Genomic DNA, 18,921 nt, shown 5'->3' on the forward strand with positions numbered 1-18,921 from the left:
TTTTGGCACGCTGTTGAGTTCTCAAGGTGCGGACGCTTCCTTCGTTCCCGTTTCCGGGCCCTCCGGGCGCTTCCTTCGTTTCCGACTCTATCAGATCTTTCCGACCCGATTTCCTCGGTGCTTTCCGGTCCCGAATTTGTTTTCCTCGGGGCCTTCCGGCGTGTCCACTACTTTAGCCGATTTCCCTGGTGACTCATAATCGAGCCATTTGGAATCTATTTCGGCATGCCGAAATAGGCCCCGTAGGGATTCGTCGCTGTGAAGTGGATGGCCGCTCTCGGGGTGCTTGAACAAGCACCACCGTCTCAAGCGGCTCGGGCCACGTTACGCCTCCGTTCGGGCCGGGTCAAGTCGGCGTTTCCGGGGCGTGTGGGGACGGTACGGACTGACGGTGGGGTCCTCGGCGATCCAGAAGCGCCAGGGGTGCGGGGCGCCGTCGCCGCCGACGCCGGTGCGCGGGCCCGTACGGATGCGGGACGGGGCCGGCGGGGTGCCGGTGAGGACGGCGAGGGGGGCGTCCGGGCCGGCGCAGACGTCGGTGCCGTTCAGGGAGCCGGGTACGTCGAGGGCGGTGGCGAGGCGGGCCGGGCCCTTCGCCAGTTCGGCGTCCTTGCGGGCCGAGCGGCGGCGGGGGCGGGCCAGCTCCGCGCCACGCAGGATTTCGCCCGCGCGGAGCAGTACGCCGCTCGCCTCGCCCTCGGGGCCGCACACCAGGTTCAGGCAGTGCCACATGCCGTAGGTGAAGTAGACGTACGCGTGGCCGGGCGGGCCGAACATGGAGGCGTTGCGGGGCGTGCGGCCCCGGAAGGCGTGCGAGCCGGGGTCGATCGCTCCGGCGTACGCCTCCACCTCGGTGAGTCTCAGTTCGATGCGGCCCTCGTCGGTCGTCCGCACCAGGGTGCGGCCGAGGAGGTCGGGGGCGACCTCCAGGACGGGGCGGTCGAAGAAGCTCCTCGGGAGCGGCGTACGGTCGGGGCTCTCGCTCATGGCGTCCGAGCGTAACGGGGAGCGCGGTGGAACCCGCTACGGTCGTCGCGCGTATGTAGGGGACAGGAACGAGAAGGAGAGAGTGGCATGGGATTCAAGAAGCTGCTGGCCAGCCTGGGTGCCGGTGGGGCGACCGTCGAGACGGTGCTCACCGAGGAGAACGTCGTCCCGGGCGGTGTCGTCCAGGGTGAGGTCAGGATCCAGGGCGGCAGCGTCGACCAGCAGATCGAGGGCCTGTCCGTCGGTCTCCAGGCGCGCGTGGAGGTCGAGGGCGGCGACCAGGAGCACAAGCAGGACGTCGTGTTCGTGAAGACCCGGCTCGGCGGTGCGTTCGAGGTGAAGGCCGGCGCGGTGCACGTGGTGCCCTTCGGCCTGGAGATCCCGTGGGAGACCCCGGTCAACACGATCGGCGGGCAGCGTCTGCACGGCATGGAGATCGGCGTCAGCACCGAGCTGGAGATCGCCCGCGCGGTGGACTCGGGCGACCTCGACCCGATCAACGTGCACCCGCTGCCGGCGCAGCAGGCGATCCTCGACGCCTTCATCCAGCTGGGCTTCCGCTTCAAGAGCGCGGACATGGAGCGCGGGCACATCCGGGGCACCCGCCAGCGGCTCCCCTTCTACCAGGAGATCGAGTTCTTCGCGCCGCAGCAGTACCGCGGCCTGAACCAGGTCGAGGTCAGCTTCGTCGCCGACGACCGCGAGATGGACGTCGTCCTGGAGATGGACAAGAAGCCGGGGCTGTTCACCGAGGGCAGCGACTCCTTCCGGGCGTTCAAGGTGGGTCTGAACGACTACCAGGGCACCGACTGGAACGCTTACCTCAACCAGTGGCTCGCCGAGGTCGGCGGCCGTCGCAACTGGATGTAGCAGGACGAAGCGGAGGTACGACATGTCCGAGGGCCAGAGGGCACCGCTCCCCCACGCCTTCCACCCGCCGGTGGCGGAGTTCGCGGTGACGAGCGACGACGTGGCGCCCGGCGGGGTGCTGAAGGACGCCCAGGTGTACGCGGAGGGGAACCTCTCTCCTCAGCTGCGGTGGGACGGGTTCCCGGCGGAGACCAAGAGCTTCGCCGTGACCTGCTTCGATCCGGACGCGCCGACGGGCAGCGGGTTCTGGCACTGGGTGCTCTTCGACATCCCGGCGTCGGTCACCGAGCTTCCCGCGGGCGCCGGCTCGGGCGGTTTCGAGGGGCTGCCGGCCGGTGCGGTGCACGCGCGGAACGACTACGGGTCGAAGGACTTCGGCGGGGCCGCCCCGCCGGCCGGGGACCCGGCGCACCGCTACGTGTTCACGGTCTACGCGGTGGACACGGAGAAGCTGGGGCCGGACGCGGACGCCTCGCCGGCCGTGGTCGGGTTCAATCTGCGCTTCCACACGCTGGGCCGGGCCCAGTTGACGGGTGAGTACGCGGCTCCCGCGGAAGGCTGATCGTTCGTTTGTTGTTTGCCCGCTTCTGGTCTTGGAGAGATCAGAAGCGGGCATCTTTTGTTGCGCAGGAAATTGCGTTGTCCGACCCCGGCCTGCCCGGCCATCGTTTGATCCAAGCTCACCAGGGGGGTGGGCCGGCACAACGGGAGGTGGGCACAATGCGGGACACGCTGGTACTGAACGCGAGCTTCGAGCCGCTGTCGACGGTGACACTCAACCGTGCGGTGGTGCTTGTCCTGCAGGACAAGGCCGTCGTGGAGCAGTCCCACCCCGACCTGCGGGTGCGTGCCGCCGCCGTCGACCTTCCGGTGCCGCGGGTGATCAGGCTCTGCCGTTTCGTCCGGGTGCCGTTCCGAAGACAGGCTCCGTGGTCGAGGAGGGGGGTGCTGGTCAGGGACCAGCACCGGTGCGCGTACTGCGGGAGGCGCGCGACGACCGTGGACCACGTGGTGCCGCGGGCGCAGGGTGGTGGGGACAGTTGGCTGAATACGGTCGCTTCCTGCGCGGAGGACAACCACAGGAAGGCCGACCGGACGCCGGAGCAGGCGGGGATGCCCTTGCTCTTCGAGCCGTTCGAGCCGACGCCGGCGGACGCGATGCTGCTGGCGATGCGGGCGGGTGAGCGCTCGCAGCTGCCGGAGTGGCTGGCCCGTAGCGCCGCCTGATCCGTACGGACGTGGAGGGCCCGGCCCTGTCGGGGGCGGGCCCTCACGTCATGCCGGGGTCACTTCAGGGTGAGCTGGAGGATGGCGACGACGCCGACGGCGATGATCACGCCGCGCAGGACGGCGGGCTTGAGGCGGCGGCCGACCTTGGCGCCGATCTGGCCGCCGAGGGTGGAGCCGACGGCGATGAGGAGGACGGCGGTCCAGTCGAAGTCTGCGACGAAGAGGAAGAAGACGGCGGCGACGCCGTTGACGAGGGCGCCGAGGACGTTCTTGACCGCGTTGATCCGCTGGAGGTCGTCGTCGAGGAGGAGGCCCATCAGGGAGAGGTAGAGGACTCCCTGGGCGGCGCCGAAGTAGCCGCCGTACATGCTGGCGAGGGTGAGGCCGGTGAGGAGGACGGGGCCGCCGTCGGGGTGGGACTCGCTGCCGGTCCGCTCGCGGCGGCGCTGGACGGCGGCGGCGATGCGGGGCTGGAGGAGGACGAGGAGGAGCGCCAGTCCGATGAGGACGGGGACGATCGCGTCGAACGCCTCGGTGGGCAGGGCGAGCAGCAGGATCGCGCCGATCAGGCCGCCGACGAGGGCGGCGGCGCCGAGGCGGAGCACCCGGCGGGTCTGGCCCTTGAGTTCGCGGCGGTAGCCGATGGCGCCGCTGATGGAGCCGGGGACGAGGCCGAGGGCGTTGGAGACGTTCGCGGTGATCGGAGGGAGTCCGGTCGCGAGGAGGACCGGGAACGTGATGAGCGTCCCCGATCCGACGATGGTGTTGATGGCGCCGGCGCCGATGCCGGCGGCGAAGACCGCCAGGGCTTCCCAGATGGACAAAGCCGTTTCCTCACATGGTCAGTGGCTCGCCTCCCCGCCCTGCGTGCGGCAGGGTCGAGGGGCTCGCACCGATCATGCACGGAGTTACGTGTACGTGTCAGCAATCGGTCAGTCGACGGTGGGTTCTTCTCGCCTGGCGGACGGGACGTCCTTGGAGAAGGAGGGGGCGGGGGCGCCGCCCTGGCCCAGGCCGCCGCCGAGGGCGCCGGAGAGGCCCTTGAGGGCGTCGCCGATCTCGCTGGGCACGATCCAGAGCTTGTTGGCGTCGCCCTCGGCGATCTTCGGGAGCATCTGGAGGTACTGGTACGAGAGGAGCTTCTGGTCCGGGTCGCCGGCGTGGATGGCCTCGAAGACGGTGCGGACGGCCTGGGCCTCGCCCTCCGCCCTGAGGGCCGCGGCCTGGGACTCGCCCTCGGCGCGGAGGATCGCGGACTGCTTCTCGCCCTCGGCGCGGAGGATCTCGGACTGTCGGACGCCCTCGGCCTGGAGGATGGCGGCGCGCTTGTCGCGGTCGGCGCGCATCTGCTTCTCCATCGAGTCCTGGATGGAGGTCGGCGGCTCGATGGCCTTGAGCTCGACGCGGTTGACGCGGATGCCCCACTTGCCGGTGGCCTCGTCGAGGACGCCGCGGAGGGCGGCGTTGATGTCCTCGCGGGAGGTGAGGGTCCGCTCCAGGTCCATGCCGCCGATGATGTTGCGCAGGGTGGTGACGGTGAGCTGCTCGATGGCCTGGATGTAGCTGGCGACCTCGTAGGTCGCGGCCCGCGCGTCGGTCACCTGGTAGTAGATGACGGTGTCGATGTTGACGACCAGGTTGTCCTGGGTGATCACCGGCTGGGGCGGGAAGGGGACGACCTGCTCGCGGAGGTCGATGCGGTTGCGGATCGTGTCGATGAACGGGACGACGATGTTGAGGCCGGCGTTGAGGGTGCGGGTGTAGCGGCCGAAGCGCTCCACGATCGCGGCGCTGGCCTGCGGGATGACCTGGATCGTCTTGATCAGGGCGATGAAGACGAGCACCACCAGAATGATCAGGACGATGATGACTGCTGACATCGTGTTCCCCGTGCCCTTCGCTGCCGGTTGTCTGCCGGGTTTCTTCCGATGATCGAGTTTCCCACGCCGCCGGGGCGCCGGGGGCGGGCTTCGGTCAGATGACGACCGCGGTCGCTCCTTCGATCTCGACGACGTCGACCTCGTCGCCCGGCTCGAAGACGCGGCCGGCGTCGAGGGAGCGGGCCGACCAGATCTCTCCGGCGAGCTTGATGCGGCCGCCCTCGGCGTCGACCCGTTCCAGAACCCGGGCCTGACGGCCCTTCAGGGCGTCGATGCCGGTGGCGTGGGCGGGGGTGCCGGTGCGGTGCCGGACCGCGATGGGGCGCACCACGGCGACGAGCGCGACGGAGACGATCACGAAGACGATCACCTGTGCGGTGACGTCGAAGCCGAGGGCGGCGGTGACCGCTCCGGCGACCGCGCCGACGGCGAACATGCCGAACTCCGGCATGGCGGTGAGGACCAGGGGAATGCCGAGCCCCACCGCGCCGATCAGCCACCAGATCCATGCGTCGATGTCCACAGGGTCATGGTAGGGCGGGTGGGGCCGGATCGGACAGGGCGCGGTGCGGTACCGGTGCCGTGGCTGTGCGGGTCACGGCGGGTCACGGCCCTGTCGGGCGGGGCTACTTGAGGGGTAGGCCCTGGGCGGTCCAGCGGTCGCCGACGCGCTCGACGACGAGCGGGAGGCCGAAACAGCGGGAGAGGTTGCGGGAGTTGAGCTCGTCCTCCATGGGTCCCGCGGCGAGCACCTTGCCCTGACGGATCATCAGGACGTGGGTGAAGCCGGGGGCGATCTCCTCGACGTGGTGGGTGACCATGATCATGGAGGGGGCGTACGGATCCCTGGCCAGGCGGCCGAGGCGGCGGACCAGGTCCTCGCGGCCGCCGAGGTCGAGACCGGCGGCGGGCTCGTCGAGGAGGAGGAGCTCCGGGTCGGTCATCATCGCGCGGGCGATCAGGGTCCGCTTGCGCTCGCCCTCGGAGAGGGTGCCGAACCTCCGGTCCAGGTAGTCGTTCATGCCGAGGCGGTCGAGGAAGGCGCGGGCGCGGGCCTCGTCGACCGGGTCGTAGTCCTCGTGCCAGGTGGCGGTCATGCCGTACGCGGCGGTGAGGACGGTCTGCAGGACGGTCTGGCGCTTGGGGAGCTTCTCCGCCATGGCGATGCCGGCCATGCCGATGCGGGGGCGCAGCTCGAAGACGTCGACGCCGCCGAGGCGCTCGCCGAGGATGGTGGCGGTGCCGGAGGTGGGGTAGAGGTAGCTGGAGGCGAGGTTGAGGAGGGTGGTCTTGCCGGCGCCGTTCGGGCCGAGGATGACCCAGCGCTCCCCTTCCTTGACCGACCAGGAGACCCCGTCCACCAGAGCGCGTCCGTCGCGGACCACGGATACGTCCACCAGCTCCAGTACATCGCTCATGAGCGCGTTGTCTCCCCTTGCCGTCGAGTCGCGTGGGCTCGTGTCGTCGCCTTGGGCCGCGGGCGCGGCGTCCACGGGAAAACCTACGTCATCGGCGGGGCGGGCCGGTCCCTAGGGCGTCGTTCGGGTCCTTACTCTGGGGGGATGCTTTCGGAACCACGTTCAGGACGCCTGGCCGCCTGGGGCAACGCCCTGCTGGCCGGGGAGGTGTCGCCGGACGACGCGGCGCTTGCGATTGTCGGGGAGGACGCGGTGCACCGCGTGGCGGGGCTGCCGGGCGAGACGGGCCCGGTGGGGCTGACGCTGGCGCTGGGGCGGCTGCGGCGGCTCGGGGTGACCGGGTGGCGGGTGGCGCTGCCGGCGCCGGGGCATCCGCTGGGGCTGAGCGGTCCGCCGGACTTCAACGCGCGCGCGTTGGAGGCGGAGGAGGCGGTGGTCGGGTACGGCGCGCCGTACGGGCTGGTGCCCGAGGTCTCGGAGGCGGGGCCGCGCGGGGACGTGCACGTCGAGGTGGTGTGGCACTGCCTGGCGGTACGGGAGGCCCCGCCGGCCGACGTGCCGTCGCTGGGCGAGGCGGAGCGGGAGCTGGCGGAGGCGCTGCGGGACGCGACGGCGGCGCTGACCCGGCTGGACGTGGCGGCGTCGGGGCCGGCGGCGGAGGCGGCGCGGGACGCGTACCGGGCGCGGGCGGAGGCCGGCCGCGAGGTCCTGGCCCCCGGCTACCCGCCGCGGGCGGTCCGGGTCCTGGAGCTGGCGCAGCGCGTCGGGCTGATGGTCGGCCTGGCGTACGGGAACGGGCACGGGGGCGCGGTGAGCGCGTCGGAGATGGCGGCGCGGGGTGCCGCGCTGGCTCCGGTGGAGCGGGTGGCTCGGCGGGCGCAGGTCGCGGCGTACAACGCGTGGGTGGAGGAGCGGGAGCGGGGCTGAGGGGTGCGGGCCGCGAACGAGGGGACGGCCCCCGGAAGGGGTCTCCGGGGGCCGTGGGTGGAGCTGGTCAGCCGTTGAGGGCGTGGTTGCCGAAGGCCGGGTTGAGCAGGCCGATCACGTTGACCGTGTTGCCGGAGACGTTCACGGGGACGTGGACCGGGACCTGCACCAGGTTGCCGGAGGCGACGCCCGGGGAGTTGAGGGCCTTGCCGTCGGCCTCGGCGCCGTGGGCGGAGGCGACACCGGCACCGGCGGCGACGATGCCACCGGCGACCATGGTGAGGGCAGCGGCCTTCTTGAGGTTCTTCACTTGGTACTTCCTCCTGGTCATCGCTGCGGCCGGTCCGCCGCAGCACGCCCTGGAGAACGTCCGCGTCCTCGCGGGGTTGCGCCGAATGGGGGATGTGCACCCGGGGGGATGACCTTCTGAACGGGCGTGCGCCCCGGCGCGTGGACGGAGCGTTTCAGGTGGTGAGGCCGTGGCGGACCGCCCAGAGCGCCGCCTGGGTGCGGTCGGCCAGGTCCAGTTTCATGAGGATGTTCGAGACGTGGGTCTTCACCGTCTTCTCGGAGAGGACCAGGGCGCGGGCGATCTCGCGGTTGGAGCGCCCGTCGGCGATGAGGCCGAGGACCTCGCGCTCGCGCTCGGTGAGGGTGGTGCCCCGGCCCGTACCGCCCTGGGGGTCGTCCTGGGCGAGGAGGGCGCCGGCCACCTCGGGCTGGAGCAGGATGTGGCCGGCGTGGACGGAGCGGATGGCGCCGGCCAGGGCGTCGGGGTCGACGTCCTTGTAGACGTACCCGGAGGCGCCGGCGCGCAGGGCGGGGACGACGGTGCGCTGCTCGGTGAAGCTGGTGACGATGAGGACCTTCGCCGGGTTGGCGAGGGCCCGCAGCCGCTTGAGGGCCTCGATGCCGTCGGTGCCGGGCATCTTGACGTCCATGAGGACGACGTCGGGGCGGAGCTCCTCCGCGCGGGCGACGCCCTCGGCGCCGTCGGCGGCCTCGCCGACGACCTCTATGTCGTCCTGGACCTCCAGGAAGGTGCGCAGGCCGCGGCGGACGACCTGGTGGTCGTCGACCAGGAGCACGCGGATGGGCTTGTCAGCCACCGGGGACCTCCATCTCGATGGTGGTGCCCCGGCCGGGGGCCGAGGTCACGGTGAGGGCGCCGCCGACTCCGGCGGAGCGGTCGCGCATGGACACCAGGCCGAGGTGGCGGCCGGCGCTGCGGACCGTCCTCGGGTCGAAGCCGCGGCCGTCGTCCGTGACGGTGAGCCGGGCGCCCTGGCCGTGCCGGGTGAGGGCGACGGTGACCAGGGCGGCGTCGGCGTGCCGCAGCGCGTTGTGCAGGGCCTCCTGGGCGACCCGCAGGACGGCCTCCTCCTGGGCGGCGGGCAGGGCGCGGATGCCGGGGCTGTCGAAGACGACCGTGGCCGTGTGGGCGCGGTCGAGGACCTGGACCTGGGTGCGCAGGGTGTGGACGAGGCCGTCCTCGTCGAGGGCGGCGGGGCGGAGCTCCACGACGGCGGCGCGCAGCTCGTCGGCGGCCTCGGCGGCGAGCGCGGCGACCTGCTGGAGCTCGACCTTGGCCCGGGCCGGGTCGCGGTCGACGAGGGCGGCGGCGGCCTGGGCGGTGAGCCGGAGGGAGAAGAGCTTCTGGCTGACGGCGTCGTGCAGCTCGTGGGCGAGCCGGGAGCGCTCCTCGGCGATGGTGAGCTCGCGGCTGCGCTCGTACAGCCGGGCGTTGGTGAGGGCGATGGCGGCGTGCTGGGCGAGGATGCCGAGCAGCTCCTCGTCCTCGGCGGTGAAGCCGCAGCCGCCCTCGGGCCTGGGGCAGCGCTTGTTGGCGAGGAAGAGGGCGCCCAGGGTCTCGTCGCCGTCGCGGACGGGAAGGCCGAGGAAGTCGGAGAGCTCGGGGTGGGCGTCGGGCCAGCCGCCGAAGCGGGGGTCCTCGCGGACGTCGGCGAGCCGCTCGGGCTCGGCCTTGTGGAGCATCGCGGCGAGGACGCCGTGCTGCCGGGGCAGCGGGCCGATGGCCTTCCACTGTTCGTCGGAGACGCCGTCGACGACGAACTGGGCGAAGCCCCCGTGGTCGTCGGGGACGCCCAGGGCCGCGTACTCGGCGTCGAGGAGCTCGCGGGCGGAGGCGACGATCGTCTTGAGGACGTCGCGGACCTCCATCTGCCGGCTCATCGCCAGGAGTGCGGTGCTCACGGCGGCGAGGCCGGAGCTCGGTCGGTGGCTCATGGCTTCACCGTACCGGCGGGGCGTGACGGTCCGTATGGGGCCGTGGACGGCGCCGGAGGGGTCTCGGGACCTAGGTCGAAGTGCCCCCGCCCCCCCGACCCCGGGGGCGGGGGCTCGGGCCTCCGGAGCGTGGGGCCCCGGGGTCCCTGGTGCGGTCCGGGGCGTCGGGGTGGAAGGGGAAGGGGAGCACGCGCGCGCGTGCGTGAGGGGGCGGGCGCGTACGCCGTGGTGGGGAGGGGGTTCTCCGTCGGGAGGAGTCCGGGGGCGGGCGTCTCCTCCTTGCGGCGGAGGAGGCTCACCGTGTGCATTGCTTGAGCAACCCCGAGTGAGTTCGTCACGCCGCCCATGTGAGCCCTCGCATAGGACGCAGGTCACTTACGAAGCTCCCTAGTGGAGCGGTCTGGGGTGGTTTGGTGCGGGACGAACCGGCCCAGAAGGCCGGTCTCGGGCACGTACACGAGTCCCTGATCCACTACCCGGGATCGTACGTCACACCTTTGCCACCGGATTTTGCTGCCGCTAAGAATTGCCCCCGTCGCCGCCGAGCAGGCGCAGCGCCGCCCCGGCCCAGCGACCCCCAGCGATTCGAAGAGGTAGTCCTGCATGTCTCAGAACACCCCTGGCCACAGTCGTGGTCTGAAGAAGACCCACAAGGCCACGATCGCCGGTGTCGCCGCCCTGGGCGCTGCCGCGCTCACCCTCTCCCTCGTGCCGGGCAACGGCTCCACGGAGACCGAGCCGCAGGCGCTGAACACGAGCCAGCGGGTCGCGTGGTCCTATGACGCCGCCAGCCCGCAGGCCAAGGCGCTGGCCGCGAGCGTGACCGACCAGCACACCACCATCGGCCTGCAGGCCAAGCTGGACGCCGCGGCGAAGGCCAAGGCCCAGGCCGCGGCCAAGGCGAAGGCCGCGAAGGCGAAGGCCGCCGCCAAGGCGAAGGCCGATGCCGCCGCGAAGAAGCGGGCCGCCGAGGCGAAGGCCGCGGCGAAGGCGAAGGCCGCCGCGAAGAAGCGCGCCGCGACGAAGACGGCCGCGAGCCGGTCCGTCACCCGGACCCCGGTCTTCGCGAACAACCTCGACGGCTGGATCCGCGAGGCGCTGTACATCATGGACAAGCACGACATCCCGGGCTCGTACCACGGCCTGCACAAGAACATCATGCGCGAGTCCAGCGGCAACCCGTACGCGATCAACAACTGGGACATCAACGCCATCAACGGCGTCCCGTCCAAGGGCCTGCTCCAGGTCATCTACCCGACCTTCAAGGCGTACCACGTCAAGGGCACGAAGTTCGACCAGTACGACCCGGTCGCCAACATCGTCGCCGCCGCCAACTACGCGGCCGACCGGTACGGCTCGATCGACAACGTCAACAGCGCGTACTGAGCCGCCGACGCGAACGCCGGAGGGCGGCACCCCTGTGCGGGGTGCCGCCCTCCGGCGCGTGCGCGCGGGTCGTTACTTGCGCATGACCTCGGGCTCGTGGCGGCGCAGCAGGCGGGCGACGAGGACGCCGAGGACGACGGTCATGAACAGCAGCACGCCGATGTTGAAGCTCCACTGGCCGACGCTGTGCTCCCACAGGGGGTCCAGGTCGGTGGGGTTCTTCGGGTCCCACGGCGCCATCAGGTGGGCCAGGTCGAGCGTGGTGCCGGCGCCGGCGATGGCCCAGCGGGAGGGCATGAGCCAGGCGAACTGCTCCAGGCCGGGCGAGCCGAAGACCTTGAAGAGGATGCCGGTGAAGACGACCTGGACGATCGCGAACATGACGAGCAGCGGCATGGTCTTCTCGGCGGTCTTCACCAGCGCGGAGATGACCAGGCCGACCATCATCGAGGTGAGGCCGAGCGCGATGACGGTGAGGCAGAGCTCGACGGCCGGCGGCATGAGCAGGCCCTCGGCGGGCAGGTCGCGGATGGCGAAGCCGATGCCACAGAGGATGACGCCCTGGAAGGCGGTGATGACGCCGAGGACGATCACCTTGGACATCAGGTAGGCCGAGCGGGACAGGCCGGTGGCGCGCTCCCGCTCGTAGATGACCCGTTCCTTGATCAGCTCTCGGACCGAGTTGGCCGCGCCGGAGAAGCACATGCCGACCGTGAGGATCAGCATGATGATGCCGGCGTCGCCGTTGAAGCGGGACGGCGGCGTGGGCGGGGCCAGGCCGAAGTCGGACGGGATGACGACGGAGACCGAGCCGATGACCGCGGGGAGCATCACCATCAGGGCGAGGAAGCCCTTGTCGGAGGCGATCACCGAGGTGTAGCGGCGGATCAGGGTCCACAGCTGGGAGCCCCAGCCCTGCGGCTTGGGCGGGCGGGACATCGCCTGCTGCGGCATGTGGACGGGCTGGGCGGCGACGGCGTCGATGTCGGCGGCGTACAGCTGGTAGTGCTGCGAGCCCTTCCAGCGGCCGGCCCAGTCGTAGTCGCGGTAGTTCTCGAAGGCCGAGAAGACGTCGGCCCAGGAGGTGTAGCCGAAGAAGTTCAGCGCCTCGTCCGGCGGGCCGAAGTACGCCACGGAGCCGCCGGGCGCCATCACCAGGAGCTTGTCGCACAGGGCGAGCTCGGCGACGGAGTGGGTGACGACGAGGACCGTGCGGCCGTCGTCGGCGAGGCCGCGGAGCAGCTGCATGACGTCGCGGTCCATGCCCGGGTCGAGGCCGGAGGTCGGCTCGTCCAGGAAGATCAGCGAGGGCTTGGTCAGCAGCTCCAGGGCGACCGAGACGCGCTTGCGCTGGCCGCCGGAGAGGGAGGTGACCTTCTTCTCCTTGTGGATGTCGAGCTTGAGCTCGCGCAGCACCTCGTCGATGCGGGCCTCGCGCTCGGCGGTCGCGGTGTCGCCGGGGAAGCGGAGCTTGGCGGCGTAGCGGAGGGCCTTCTGGACGGTCAGCTCCTTGTGCAGGATGTCGTCCTGCGGGACCAGACCGATGCGCTGGCGCAGCTCGGCGAACTGCTTGTAGAGGCTGCGGTTGTCGTAGAGGACGTCGCCCTCGTTGGCGGGCCGGTAGCCGGTGAGCGCCTTGAGGAGGGTGGACTTGCCGGAGCCGGAGGGGCCGATGACGCCGATGAGCGACTTCTCGGGGACGCCGAAGGAGACGTCCTTGAGGATCTGCTTGCCGCCGTCGACGGTGACCGTGAGGTGGCGGGCCGAGAAGGAGACCGAGCCGGTGTCGACGAACTCTTCCAGCTGGCCGCCGACGATCCGGAAGGTGGAGTGGCCGACGCCGACGATGTCCTGCGGGCCGAGGAGGGCGGTGCCGCCCTTGGGGATCGGCTGGCCGTTGACGTAGGTGCCGTTGTGCGAGCCGAGGTCGCGGATCTCCATGCGGCCGTCGGGCGTGGCGTGGAACTCGGCGTGGTGGCGCGAGACCTGGAGGTCGGAGACGACCAGTTCGTTCTCGAGCGCGCGGCCGATGCGCATCACGTGCCCGAGGGCGAGCTGGTGGAAGGTGGTCGGGCTGCGGTCGGAGTAGGCCGACGACGCCCCCGCGGCGCCGTTGGTCTTCTGGGCCGGCTGCTCGACCGGACCGCCCCCCTGGTGGGGCACCTGCGGCGGGACGTGACCGCCGTGCTGCTGTCCGCCGTGCTGCTGGGGGGCGGGCTGCTGCCAGCCCCCGTGCTGGGGCGGCGGGGCGTCGTGGGTGGCCCACTCGGCCTGCGGCGCGGCCGGTTGCTGCTGCGCGGGCGGGACCGGGGCGGCGCCCTGCTGTCCCGCGTGGGCCGGCTGTCCGGCGTGCGCGGCCTGTCCGGCGGACAGGTTCAGGCGCGGGCCGTCCGTCGGGTTGCCGAGGTGCACGGCGGTCCCGGGGCCGATCTCCAGCTGCTGGATCCGCTGCCCGGCGACGAAGGTGCCGTTGGTGGAGCCGTGGTCCTCGATGGCCCAGCTCCGGCCGTTCCAGCTGATCGTGGCGTGCCGCCACGAGACCCTGGCGTCGTCGATGGCCAGGTCCCCCTGCGGGTCGCGGCCCAGGGTGTACGACCGGGACGGCTCCAGCGTCCAGGTCCTGCCGTTGAGTTCGAGTACGAGTTCTGGCACTCCATGCCCCACTGTGTGTCCCCCGATGCGCCCCCGTCGCGGGGGGCCTAGGGATGGCGAATCATCCTGGGGAACTATTTCAGGCCGGGTCCCCGATCCGAAAGTCGGGCGGCGTGAAGAGCCGGGGGAGGGCCGCCGGGCCCGCCGGGGCGGTGATCGGCCGGCCGGGTGTCCGCTACGCGGGACGGGGCGCCGGACGGCGTCGGGCGCCCGATACGGTGGGAGCACCATGAGCGCATCGCAGACACCGGACGTTCCCGCCGTTCCCGCCGCGGACGTGCCCACGCTTCTCGTCAAGATCTTCGGGAAGGACCGGCCCGGAATCACCGCCGGTCTCTTCGACACCCTGGCCGCCTTCTCCGTGGACGTCGTCGACATCGAGCAGGTCGTCTCGCGGGGCCGGCTCGTGCTGTGCGCGCTGGTCACCGAGCCGACCGTCGCCTCCCAGGGCGAGCTGCGCGCCACCGTGCACAGCTGGGCGGAGTCGCTGAAGCTCCAGGCCGAGATCATCTCGGGCACCGGCGACAACCGTCCGCGCGGCGAGGGCCGCTCGCACGTGACGGTGCTGGGGCACCCGCTGACGGCCGAGCAGACGGCGGCCATAGCGGCCAGGATCGCCGGTTCGGGCGGCAACATCGACCGCATCTTCCGGCTGGCGAAGTACCCGGTGACGGCGGTCGAGTTCGCGGTCTCCGGCTGTGCGACGGAGGCGCTGCGGACGGCGCTGGCCATCGAGGCGCACACCATCGGCGTGGACGTGGCCGTGGTCTCGGCCGGGCTGCACCGGCGAGCGCAGCGGCTGGTCGTCATGGACGTGGACTCGACGCTGATCCAGGACGAGGTCATCGAGCTCTTCGCGGCGCACGCGGGGTGCGAGGAGAAGGTCGCCGAGGTGACGGCGGCGGCGATGCGCGGCGAGCTGGACTTCGAGCAGTCGCTGCACGCGCGGGTGGCGCTCCTGGAGGGCCTGGACGCGTCGGTGGTGGACAAGGTGCGGGCCGAGGTGCGGCTCACGCCGGGCGCGCGGACCCTGATCCGCACCCTCAAGCGGCTCGGCTACCAGGTGGGTGTGGTCTCGGGCGGCTTCACGCAGGTCACCGACGATCTGAAGGAGCGGCTCGGGCTGGACTTCGCCCAGGCCAACACCCTGGAGATCGTGGACGGGAAGCTCACGGGCCGGGTGACGGGCGAGATCGTGGACCGGGCGGGCAAGGCGCGGCTGCTGCGCCGGTTCGCGGCGGAGGCCGGGGTGCCGCTGGCGCAGACGGTGGCGATCGGCGACGGCGCCAACGACCTGGACATGCTGAACGCGGCCGGGCTCGGGGTGGCCTTCAACGCCAAGCCGGTGGTGCGCGAGGCGGCCCACACGGCGGTGAACGTGCCGTTCCTCGACACGGTCCTGTACCTGCTGGGGATCACCCGCGAGGAGGTCGAGGCGGCGGACGACGGCGCGGAGGAGTCGCTCCACTGAGCCGTGGGTCCGTGCGCCCGGAAGGACGTACGGGTACGGGAAGGGGCCCGGCCGTCGGGAGGACGGCCGGGCCCCTTCGCGTACGCCCGCGCGGGCGGTCGCTCGGGTGCGCGGGTCAGTCGTGGGGGGTCCAGAACTCGACGAGGCGGGCGGCGCCGTGCTCGACGGACTTCCAGGTGCCGGTGAAGGTGAGGACGGCGTAGGCGGCGGTCGGGTAGCCGCTGCGGGTCATCCGGGCGAGGGCGTCGCCCTCGGCCTCGCCGGCCAGCACGTCGGCCAGGCCGTGGATGCCGGGGTTGTGGCCGATGACGAGGACGTCGTCCACGTCCTCCGGGACCTCGTTGAGCAGGGCGATGAGCTCGCCGGGGGACGCCTCGTAGATCCGCTCCTCGTAGACCGTCCGGGGCCGCTCGGCCAGTTCGTGGACGGCGAGCTTCCACGTCTCGCGGGTGCGCGCCGCGGTCGAGCAGAGGGCCAGGTCGAAGTCGATGCCGGACTGGGCGAGCCGGCGGCCCGCCATGGGTGCGTCCTGACGGCCGCGCTCGGTCAGCGGCCGCTCGTGGTCGGTCTCCTGGCCCCAGTCTGCCTTCGCGTGCCGGAGCAGCACGATCCTGCGGATTGTTTCGACGCTCATGGTCCACAGCTTGGCACGGATCGGCCCGTCCTGACTCAGAGAGCGAGGGTTTGCCCGATGCGCTGGAGGAGGTGTCCCATCCCGCCGTCCCCGCCCGCCGCAGCGGCCTCACCGGGCCCGGTGACCAGCAGCAGGAGGACGGTGAAGGCGGCCACCGGGAGGGCGAGGGCCCACCAGGGCAGCCGGGTGTCGACGCCGGCGGGGGTGGTCCGGCCGCCGGTGCGGGTGAGGGCCGTCATGACCGCCTCCGTGGGGGGGGTGCCCCGGGACGCGGTCCTCGGGGGAGGGTGGACACCGCGGGAACCGCGGCGTGTCTCCACGGTAGGGAGCGCGGGGGCCGCGGCCCATCCGGTGATCCACCTACTCACCCCTGAGACTTCCCCCTAGGGGATGCGGGGGTTGTCCCTACCCCCCTTCCTCCGGGGGCGGGGTCACGGGGAGGCGATCGAGGCGATGACGGCGATGACGACCGTGATGCCGATCATCGCGCCGAAAACGAGGAGCAGCTTCTTCTGGCCGCCCTGGGGATTGGGTTCGAGAACGGGCATGGGCACAGTCTCGCATCTCAGGATTCGTCCTCGACCGTCCGGTCCCGTCCGGCGAGGACGCCCACGATCATCTGCGGCACCATCAGGCCGCCCATGAGGGCGATCGGCACGCCCCAGCCGCCGCTGTGCTGGTAGAGCACGCCGACGAGCAGGGGGCCGGGGATGGAGATGAGGTAGCCGACGCTCTGGGCGAAGGCGGAGAGGCGGACGACCCCGGCACCGGTGCGCGAGCGCATGCCGATCATGGTGAGGGCGAGCGGGAAGGAGCAGTTGGAGATGCCGAGGAGCACGGCCCAGACCCAGGCGCCCCCGGCCGGGGCGAGGAACAGGCCGGTGTAGCCGACGAGGCCGCAGGTGCCGAGGGCGACGGCGATCGGGCCCTGCTGCCGCATCCGGGTGGCGAGGCGCGGGATGACGAAGGCGAGCGGGACGCCCATGACCATGGTGACCGCGAGCAGGACCCCCGCGGTGGAGGCGGGGACGCCGGAGTCGCGGAAGATCTGCGGCATCCAGCCCATGGTGATGTACGCGCCGGTGGCCTGGAGGCCGAAGAAGCAGGCCAGGGCCCAGGCGGTGCGGCTGCGGTGGATCGGCCGGGGCGCGGTCCCGGCGGAGGGCGTGGCGGAGGCGGGCGCCGCCGGGGCGGCGGGGGCGGAGGAGGCCGCGGGCGCCGGGGCGGCGGGGGCGGTCCTCGCGGTGGCGCGGGGCGTGGCGCCCGGTTCCGTGCGGGCGGCGCCGGTGCGGTCCTTGACGAGCGGGAGCCAGGGCAGGACGGCGAGGGCCGCGAGGACCGCCCAGACGCCGAGGCCGAGGCGCCAGTCGCCGCCGAGGGCGTCGGTCATCGGGACGGTGAGGGCGGCGGCGAGCGAGGTGCCGAGCGCGAGGGCCATGGAGTACAGGCCGGTCATGGAGCCGATGCGGTCGGGGAAGTACCGCTTGACGATCACCGGCATCAGGACGTTGCTGACCGCGATGCCCATGAGGGCGAGGGCGCTGGCGGCGAGGAAGCCGGCGGTGCCGGTCGCGAAGGGGCGCAGCAGCAGGCCCGCGAAGATGGCGGCCATGCCGGCGCAGACGACGGCGGCGGGGCCGAAGCGGCGGGCCAGGCGCGGGGCGGTGATGCCGAAGACCGCGAAGCAGAGCGGGGGCACGGAGGTGAGGACGCCGGCGACGGTGCCGCTCATGTGCAGGCCGGCGCTGACCTCTTCGAGGAGGGCCCCGAGGCTGGTGATCGCGGGGCGCAGGTTGAGCGCGGCGAGGACGAGGCCGACGGAGACGAGGCCGAGGGTCCAGCGGGCGCCGCGGCCGGTCTCCGGGGTGGATGTCGGGTCCCGCGGGGCGGAGGAGGGCCGTACGGGGGCGGCGTCGAGGGTCTTCGGCTCGTCTGACATGAAGCCATCATAGAATCATGGGATGATTGGTTGTCCAATCATGAACGATCCCGTCTCCGACGATCACGCACGTGAAGGCGAGTCCCCCATGGCCCTCGGGCACCCCCGGCGCACCGGTCTGACCGACCAGGTGATCGCCGAGCTGCGGAACCAGATCACCTCCGGCGAGTGGCCGGTCGGCTCCCGCATCCCGACCGAGCCCGAGCTGGTCGAGCAGCTCGGCGTGGCCCGCAACACCGTCCGCGAGGCGGTCCGCGCCCTCGCCCACAACGGGCTCCTCGACATCCGGCAGGGCTCCGGCACCTATGTGGCGGCCACGAGCGAGCTGGCCGGGGTGATGCACCGGCGGTTCGCGGACTCCGACCCGCGGCACGTGGCCGAGCTGCGCTCCACCCTGGAGTCGGCCGCCGCGCGGTTCGCGGCGGGGCGGCGCTCCGAGCGGGACCTGGGGCAGCTGGACGCGCTGCTGGTCCGGCGCGAGGAGGCGTGGGAGTCGGGGGACGCGGAGCGGTTCGTGACGGTGGACGCGGCCTTCCACCACGCCGTGGTGGCGGCGTCCGGCAACGACGTGCTCACGGAGCTCTACGCGGACCTGGGCGACCTCCTGCGCCAGTGGCTGCGCGACGACGTGGGGCAGGAGCTGCGGCCGGAGAACCACATGGACCACGCGCGTCTGGTGGAGGCGATCCGGGCCGGGGACGCGGAGCGGGCCGCCGAGGAGGCGGCGGGCTATCCGTTCATGTGCCTGGGCGGGCGGAAGGAGCAGGATCCGCCGCCGGTTCGTGGGTGACCCAGGCGGAGCGGACCTCCTTCCAGCAGCGGGCGGTGAGCGTCGCGTAGTCGGCGGGCGCGACGTCCACGGGCGCGCTGTCGGTGTCCAGGTCCCACCAGGGGTCGCACTCGACGTGGAGCCGTATGCGGTCGGTCCGCGGGTAGGGGTTCCGGCAGTGCGCGGTGACCCGGGTGCCCTCGACGACCGTGTGACAGGAGGAGCCGAAGTCCCCGGGGCCCTCGGCGGCCGGGACGGAGGCGACGGGTTCGGCGGGGGCGGGGGCCGCGTGGACCTCCGCGGCGACGGCGGTCCCGAGGAGCAGGGCGGCGACCGAGGCGTGGGCGGCGAAGCCGCGGTGGAGCGCGCGCATGCCCGTACCTCCTCCCCGTGAGTAGCCGGAACGACACGCTCCGACCAGTCTGCGGCGATCGGCCGGACTTTTCGACTCGGGGCGGTGGACCCCCCGGAGGGCACGGAAACGGCCGGGGCCGGGTGCGGTCCCCGGGAG

General features: G+C 72.1%; 21 protein-coding genes. 7 read left to right on the top strand and 14 right to left on the bottom strand.

Annotation, left to right across the window (positions count from 1 at the left end; translation table 11 throughout):
- Positions 1-324: 324 nt before the first annotated feature.
- On the bottom strand, positions 325-987 hold the full coding sequence (locus tag ACF1ED_RS10690) for a DNA-3-methyladenine glycosylase (RefSeq protein WP_391758777.1): 663 nt from the start codon (positions 985-987) through the stop codon (positions 325-327).
- Between the two features lie 87 nt (positions 988-1,074).
- Here ACF1ED_RS10690 and ACF1ED_RS10695 point away from each other — a divergent pair, with 87 nt between their 5' ends.
- The 3 genes from ACF1ED_RS10695 to ACF1ED_RS10705 all read left to right on the top strand — a co-directional run bounded on the left by ACF1ED_RS10695 (position 1,075) and on the right by ACF1ED_RS10705 (position 3,084).
- Positions 1,075-1,857: a sporulation protein gene (locus ACF1ED_RS10695; protein ID WP_391758779.1), complete on the top strand. Its 783-nt coding sequence runs from the start codon at positions 1,075-1,077 to the stop codon at positions 1,855-1,857.
- Positions 1,858-1,879: 22 nt separating this feature from the next.
- Positions 1,880-2,419 carry a YbhB/YbcL family Raf kinase inhibitor-like protein gene (locus ACF1ED_RS10700; protein WP_391758781.1) on the top strand — a complete coding sequence of 180 codons (540 nt, stop codon included), beginning with the start codon at positions 1,880-1,882 and terminating at the stop codon, positions 2,417-2,419.
- A gap of 158 nt (positions 2,420-2,577) precedes the next feature.
- Positions 2,578-3,084 carry an HNH endonuclease gene (locus tag ACF1ED_RS10705; protein ID WP_391758783.1) on the top strand — a complete coding sequence of 169 codons (507 nt, stop codon included), beginning with the start codon at positions 2,578-2,580 and terminating at the stop codon, positions 3,082-3,084.
- 59 nt (positions 3,085-3,143) lie between these two features.
- Here the strand turns inward: ACF1ED_RS10705 and ACF1ED_RS10710 are convergent, their stop codons facing one another.
- The 4 genes from ACF1ED_RS10710 to ACF1ED_RS10725 all read right to left on the bottom strand — a co-directional run bounded on the left by ACF1ED_RS10710 (position 3,144) and on the right by ACF1ED_RS10725 (position 6,385).
- Positions 3,144-3,911 carry a sulfite exporter TauE/SafE family protein gene (locus ACF1ED_RS10710; protein WP_391758785.1) on the bottom strand — a complete coding sequence of 256 codons (768 nt, stop codon included), beginning with the start codon at positions 3,909-3,911 and terminating at the stop codon, positions 3,144-3,146.
- 108 nt (positions 3,912-4,019) lie between these two features.
- Positions 4,020-4,967: an SPFH domain-containing protein gene (locus tag ACF1ED_RS10715; protein WP_391758787.1), complete on the bottom strand. Its 948-nt coding sequence runs from the start codon at positions 4,965-4,967 to the stop codon at positions 4,020-4,022.
- A 94-nt stretch (positions 4,968-5,061) separates the two neighbouring features.
- Entirely contained in the window at positions 5,062-5,490 is a 429-nt protein-coding gene (locus ACF1ED_RS10720; RefSeq protein WP_391758789.1) for an NfeD family protein, read from the bottom strand.
- Positions 5,491-5,593: 103 nt separating this feature from the next.
- Complete coding sequence (locus ACF1ED_RS10725) at positions 5,594-6,385, bottom strand: ABC transporter ATP-binding protein (protein WP_391758791.1); 792 nt, start codon at positions 6,383-6,385, stop codon at positions 5,594-5,596.
- Between the two features lie 144 nt (positions 6,386-6,529).
- Between ACF1ED_RS10725 and ACF1ED_RS10730 the strand changes: the two genes are divergently transcribed.
- Positions 6,530-7,312 carry a hypothetical protein gene (locus ACF1ED_RS10730; RefSeq protein WP_391758793.1) on the top strand — a complete coding sequence of 261 codons (783 nt, stop codon included), beginning with the start codon at positions 6,530-6,532 and terminating at the stop codon, positions 7,310-7,312.
- Between the two features lie 67 nt (positions 7,313-7,379).
- Here the strand turns inward: ACF1ED_RS10730 and ACF1ED_RS10735 are convergent, their stop codons facing one another.
- The 3 genes from ACF1ED_RS10735 to ACF1ED_RS10745 form a co-directional block, all read right to left on the bottom strand.
- Positions 7,380-7,622 (bottom strand): chaplin, encoded by a 243-nt coding sequence (locus ACF1ED_RS10735; protein ID WP_043219578.1) that lies wholly within the window; start codon positions 7,620-7,622, stop codon positions 7,380-7,382.
- Between the two features lie 154 nt (positions 7,623-7,776).
- Positions 7,777-8,421 carry a response regulator gene (locus ACF1ED_RS10740; protein WP_391758795.1) on the bottom strand — a complete coding sequence of 215 codons (645 nt, stop codon included), beginning with the start codon at positions 8,419-8,421 and terminating at the stop codon, positions 7,777-7,779.
- A complete protein-coding gene (locus ACF1ED_RS10745; protein WP_391758797.1) occupies positions 8,414-9,559 on the bottom strand; it encodes a GAF domain-containing sensor histidine kinase in 1,146 nt (381 codons plus the stop codon). Before ACF1ED_RS10745 ends, ACF1ED_RS10740 begins: the two co-directional genes overlap by 8 nt.
- A 603-nt stretch (positions 9,560-10,162) precedes the next feature.
- Here ACF1ED_RS10745 and ACF1ED_RS10750 point away from each other — a divergent pair.
- The gene (locus ACF1ED_RS10750; protein ID WP_391758799.1) at positions 10,163-10,945 is read left to right on the top strand and encodes a transglycosylase SLT domain-containing protein; all 783 of its coding nucleotides are present in this window, start codon (positions 10,163-10,165) and stop codon (positions 10,943-10,945) included.
- A gap of 72 nt (positions 10,946-11,017) precedes the next feature.
- Here the strand turns inward: ACF1ED_RS10750 and ACF1ED_RS10755 are convergent, their stop codons facing one another.
- A complete protein-coding gene (locus ACF1ED_RS10755; protein WP_391758801.1) occupies positions 11,018-13,609 on the bottom strand; it encodes an FHA domain-containing protein in 2,592 nt (863 codons plus the stop codon).
- Positions 13,610-13,826: 217 nt separating this feature from the next.
- Here ACF1ED_RS10755 and serB point away from each other — a divergent pair, with 217 nt between their 5' ends.
- Positions 13,827-15,068, top strand: a complete 1,242-nt coding sequence (serB, locus tag ACF1ED_RS10760; RefSeq protein ID WP_391758803.1) for a phosphoserine phosphatase SerB — start codon at positions 13,827-13,829, stop codon at positions 15,066-15,068.
- Positions 15,069-15,183: 115 nt separating this feature from the next.
- Here serB and ACF1ED_RS10765 read toward each other — a convergent pair whose 3' ends face one another.
- From ACF1ED_RS10765 to ACF1ED_RS10780, 4 genes are all read right to left on the bottom strand, one after another.
- On the bottom strand, positions 15,184-15,702 hold the full coding sequence (locus tag ACF1ED_RS10765) for a SixA phosphatase family protein (protein ID WP_391758805.1): 519 nt from the start codon (positions 15,700-15,702) through the stop codon (positions 15,184-15,186).
- Positions 15,703-15,737: 35 nt separating this feature from the next.
- Positions 15,738-15,941 carry a hypothetical protein gene (locus ACF1ED_RS10770; protein WP_391758807.1) on the bottom strand — a complete coding sequence of 68 codons (204 nt, stop codon included), beginning with the start codon at positions 15,939-15,941 and terminating at the stop codon, positions 15,738-15,740.
- A 192-nt stretch (positions 15,942-16,133) separates the two neighbouring features.
- Positions 16,134-16,250: an SGM_5486 family transporter-associated protein gene (locus ACF1ED_RS10775; RefSeq protein ID WP_391758809.1), complete on the bottom strand. Its 117-nt coding sequence runs from the start codon at positions 16,248-16,250 to the stop codon at positions 16,134-16,136.
- Positions 16,251-16,267: 17 nt separating this feature from the next.
- Complete coding sequence (locus ACF1ED_RS10780; protein ID WP_391758811.1) at positions 16,268-17,641, bottom strand: CynX/NimT family MFS transporter; 1,374 nt, start codon at positions 17,639-17,641, stop codon at positions 16,268-16,270.
- 88 nt (positions 17,642-17,729) lie between these two features.
- Here ACF1ED_RS10780 and ACF1ED_RS10785 point away from each other — a divergent pair, with 88 nt between their 5' ends.
- Positions 17,730-18,431 (top strand): FadR/GntR family transcriptional regulator, encoded by a 702-nt coding sequence (locus ACF1ED_RS10785; protein ID WP_391758813.1) that lies wholly within the window; start codon positions 17,730-17,732, stop codon positions 18,429-18,431.
- Here ACF1ED_RS10785 and ACF1ED_RS10790 read toward each other — a convergent pair.
- Positions 18,379-18,783, bottom strand: coding sequence for a hypothetical protein (locus ACF1ED_RS10790; RefSeq protein ID WP_391758815.1), 405 nt, complete (start codon positions 18,781-18,783; stop codon positions 18,379-18,381). The two genes, ACF1ED_RS10785 and ACF1ED_RS10790, sit on opposite strands and share 53 nt — an antisense overlap.
- Between the last annotated feature and the right edge of the window lie 138 nt (positions 18,784-18,921).

It is taken from the genome of Streptomyces sp. NPDC014656 (assembly GCF_043084305.1).
Lineage (GTDB): Bacteria > Actinomycetota > Actinomycetes > Streptomycetales > Streptomycetaceae > Streptomyces.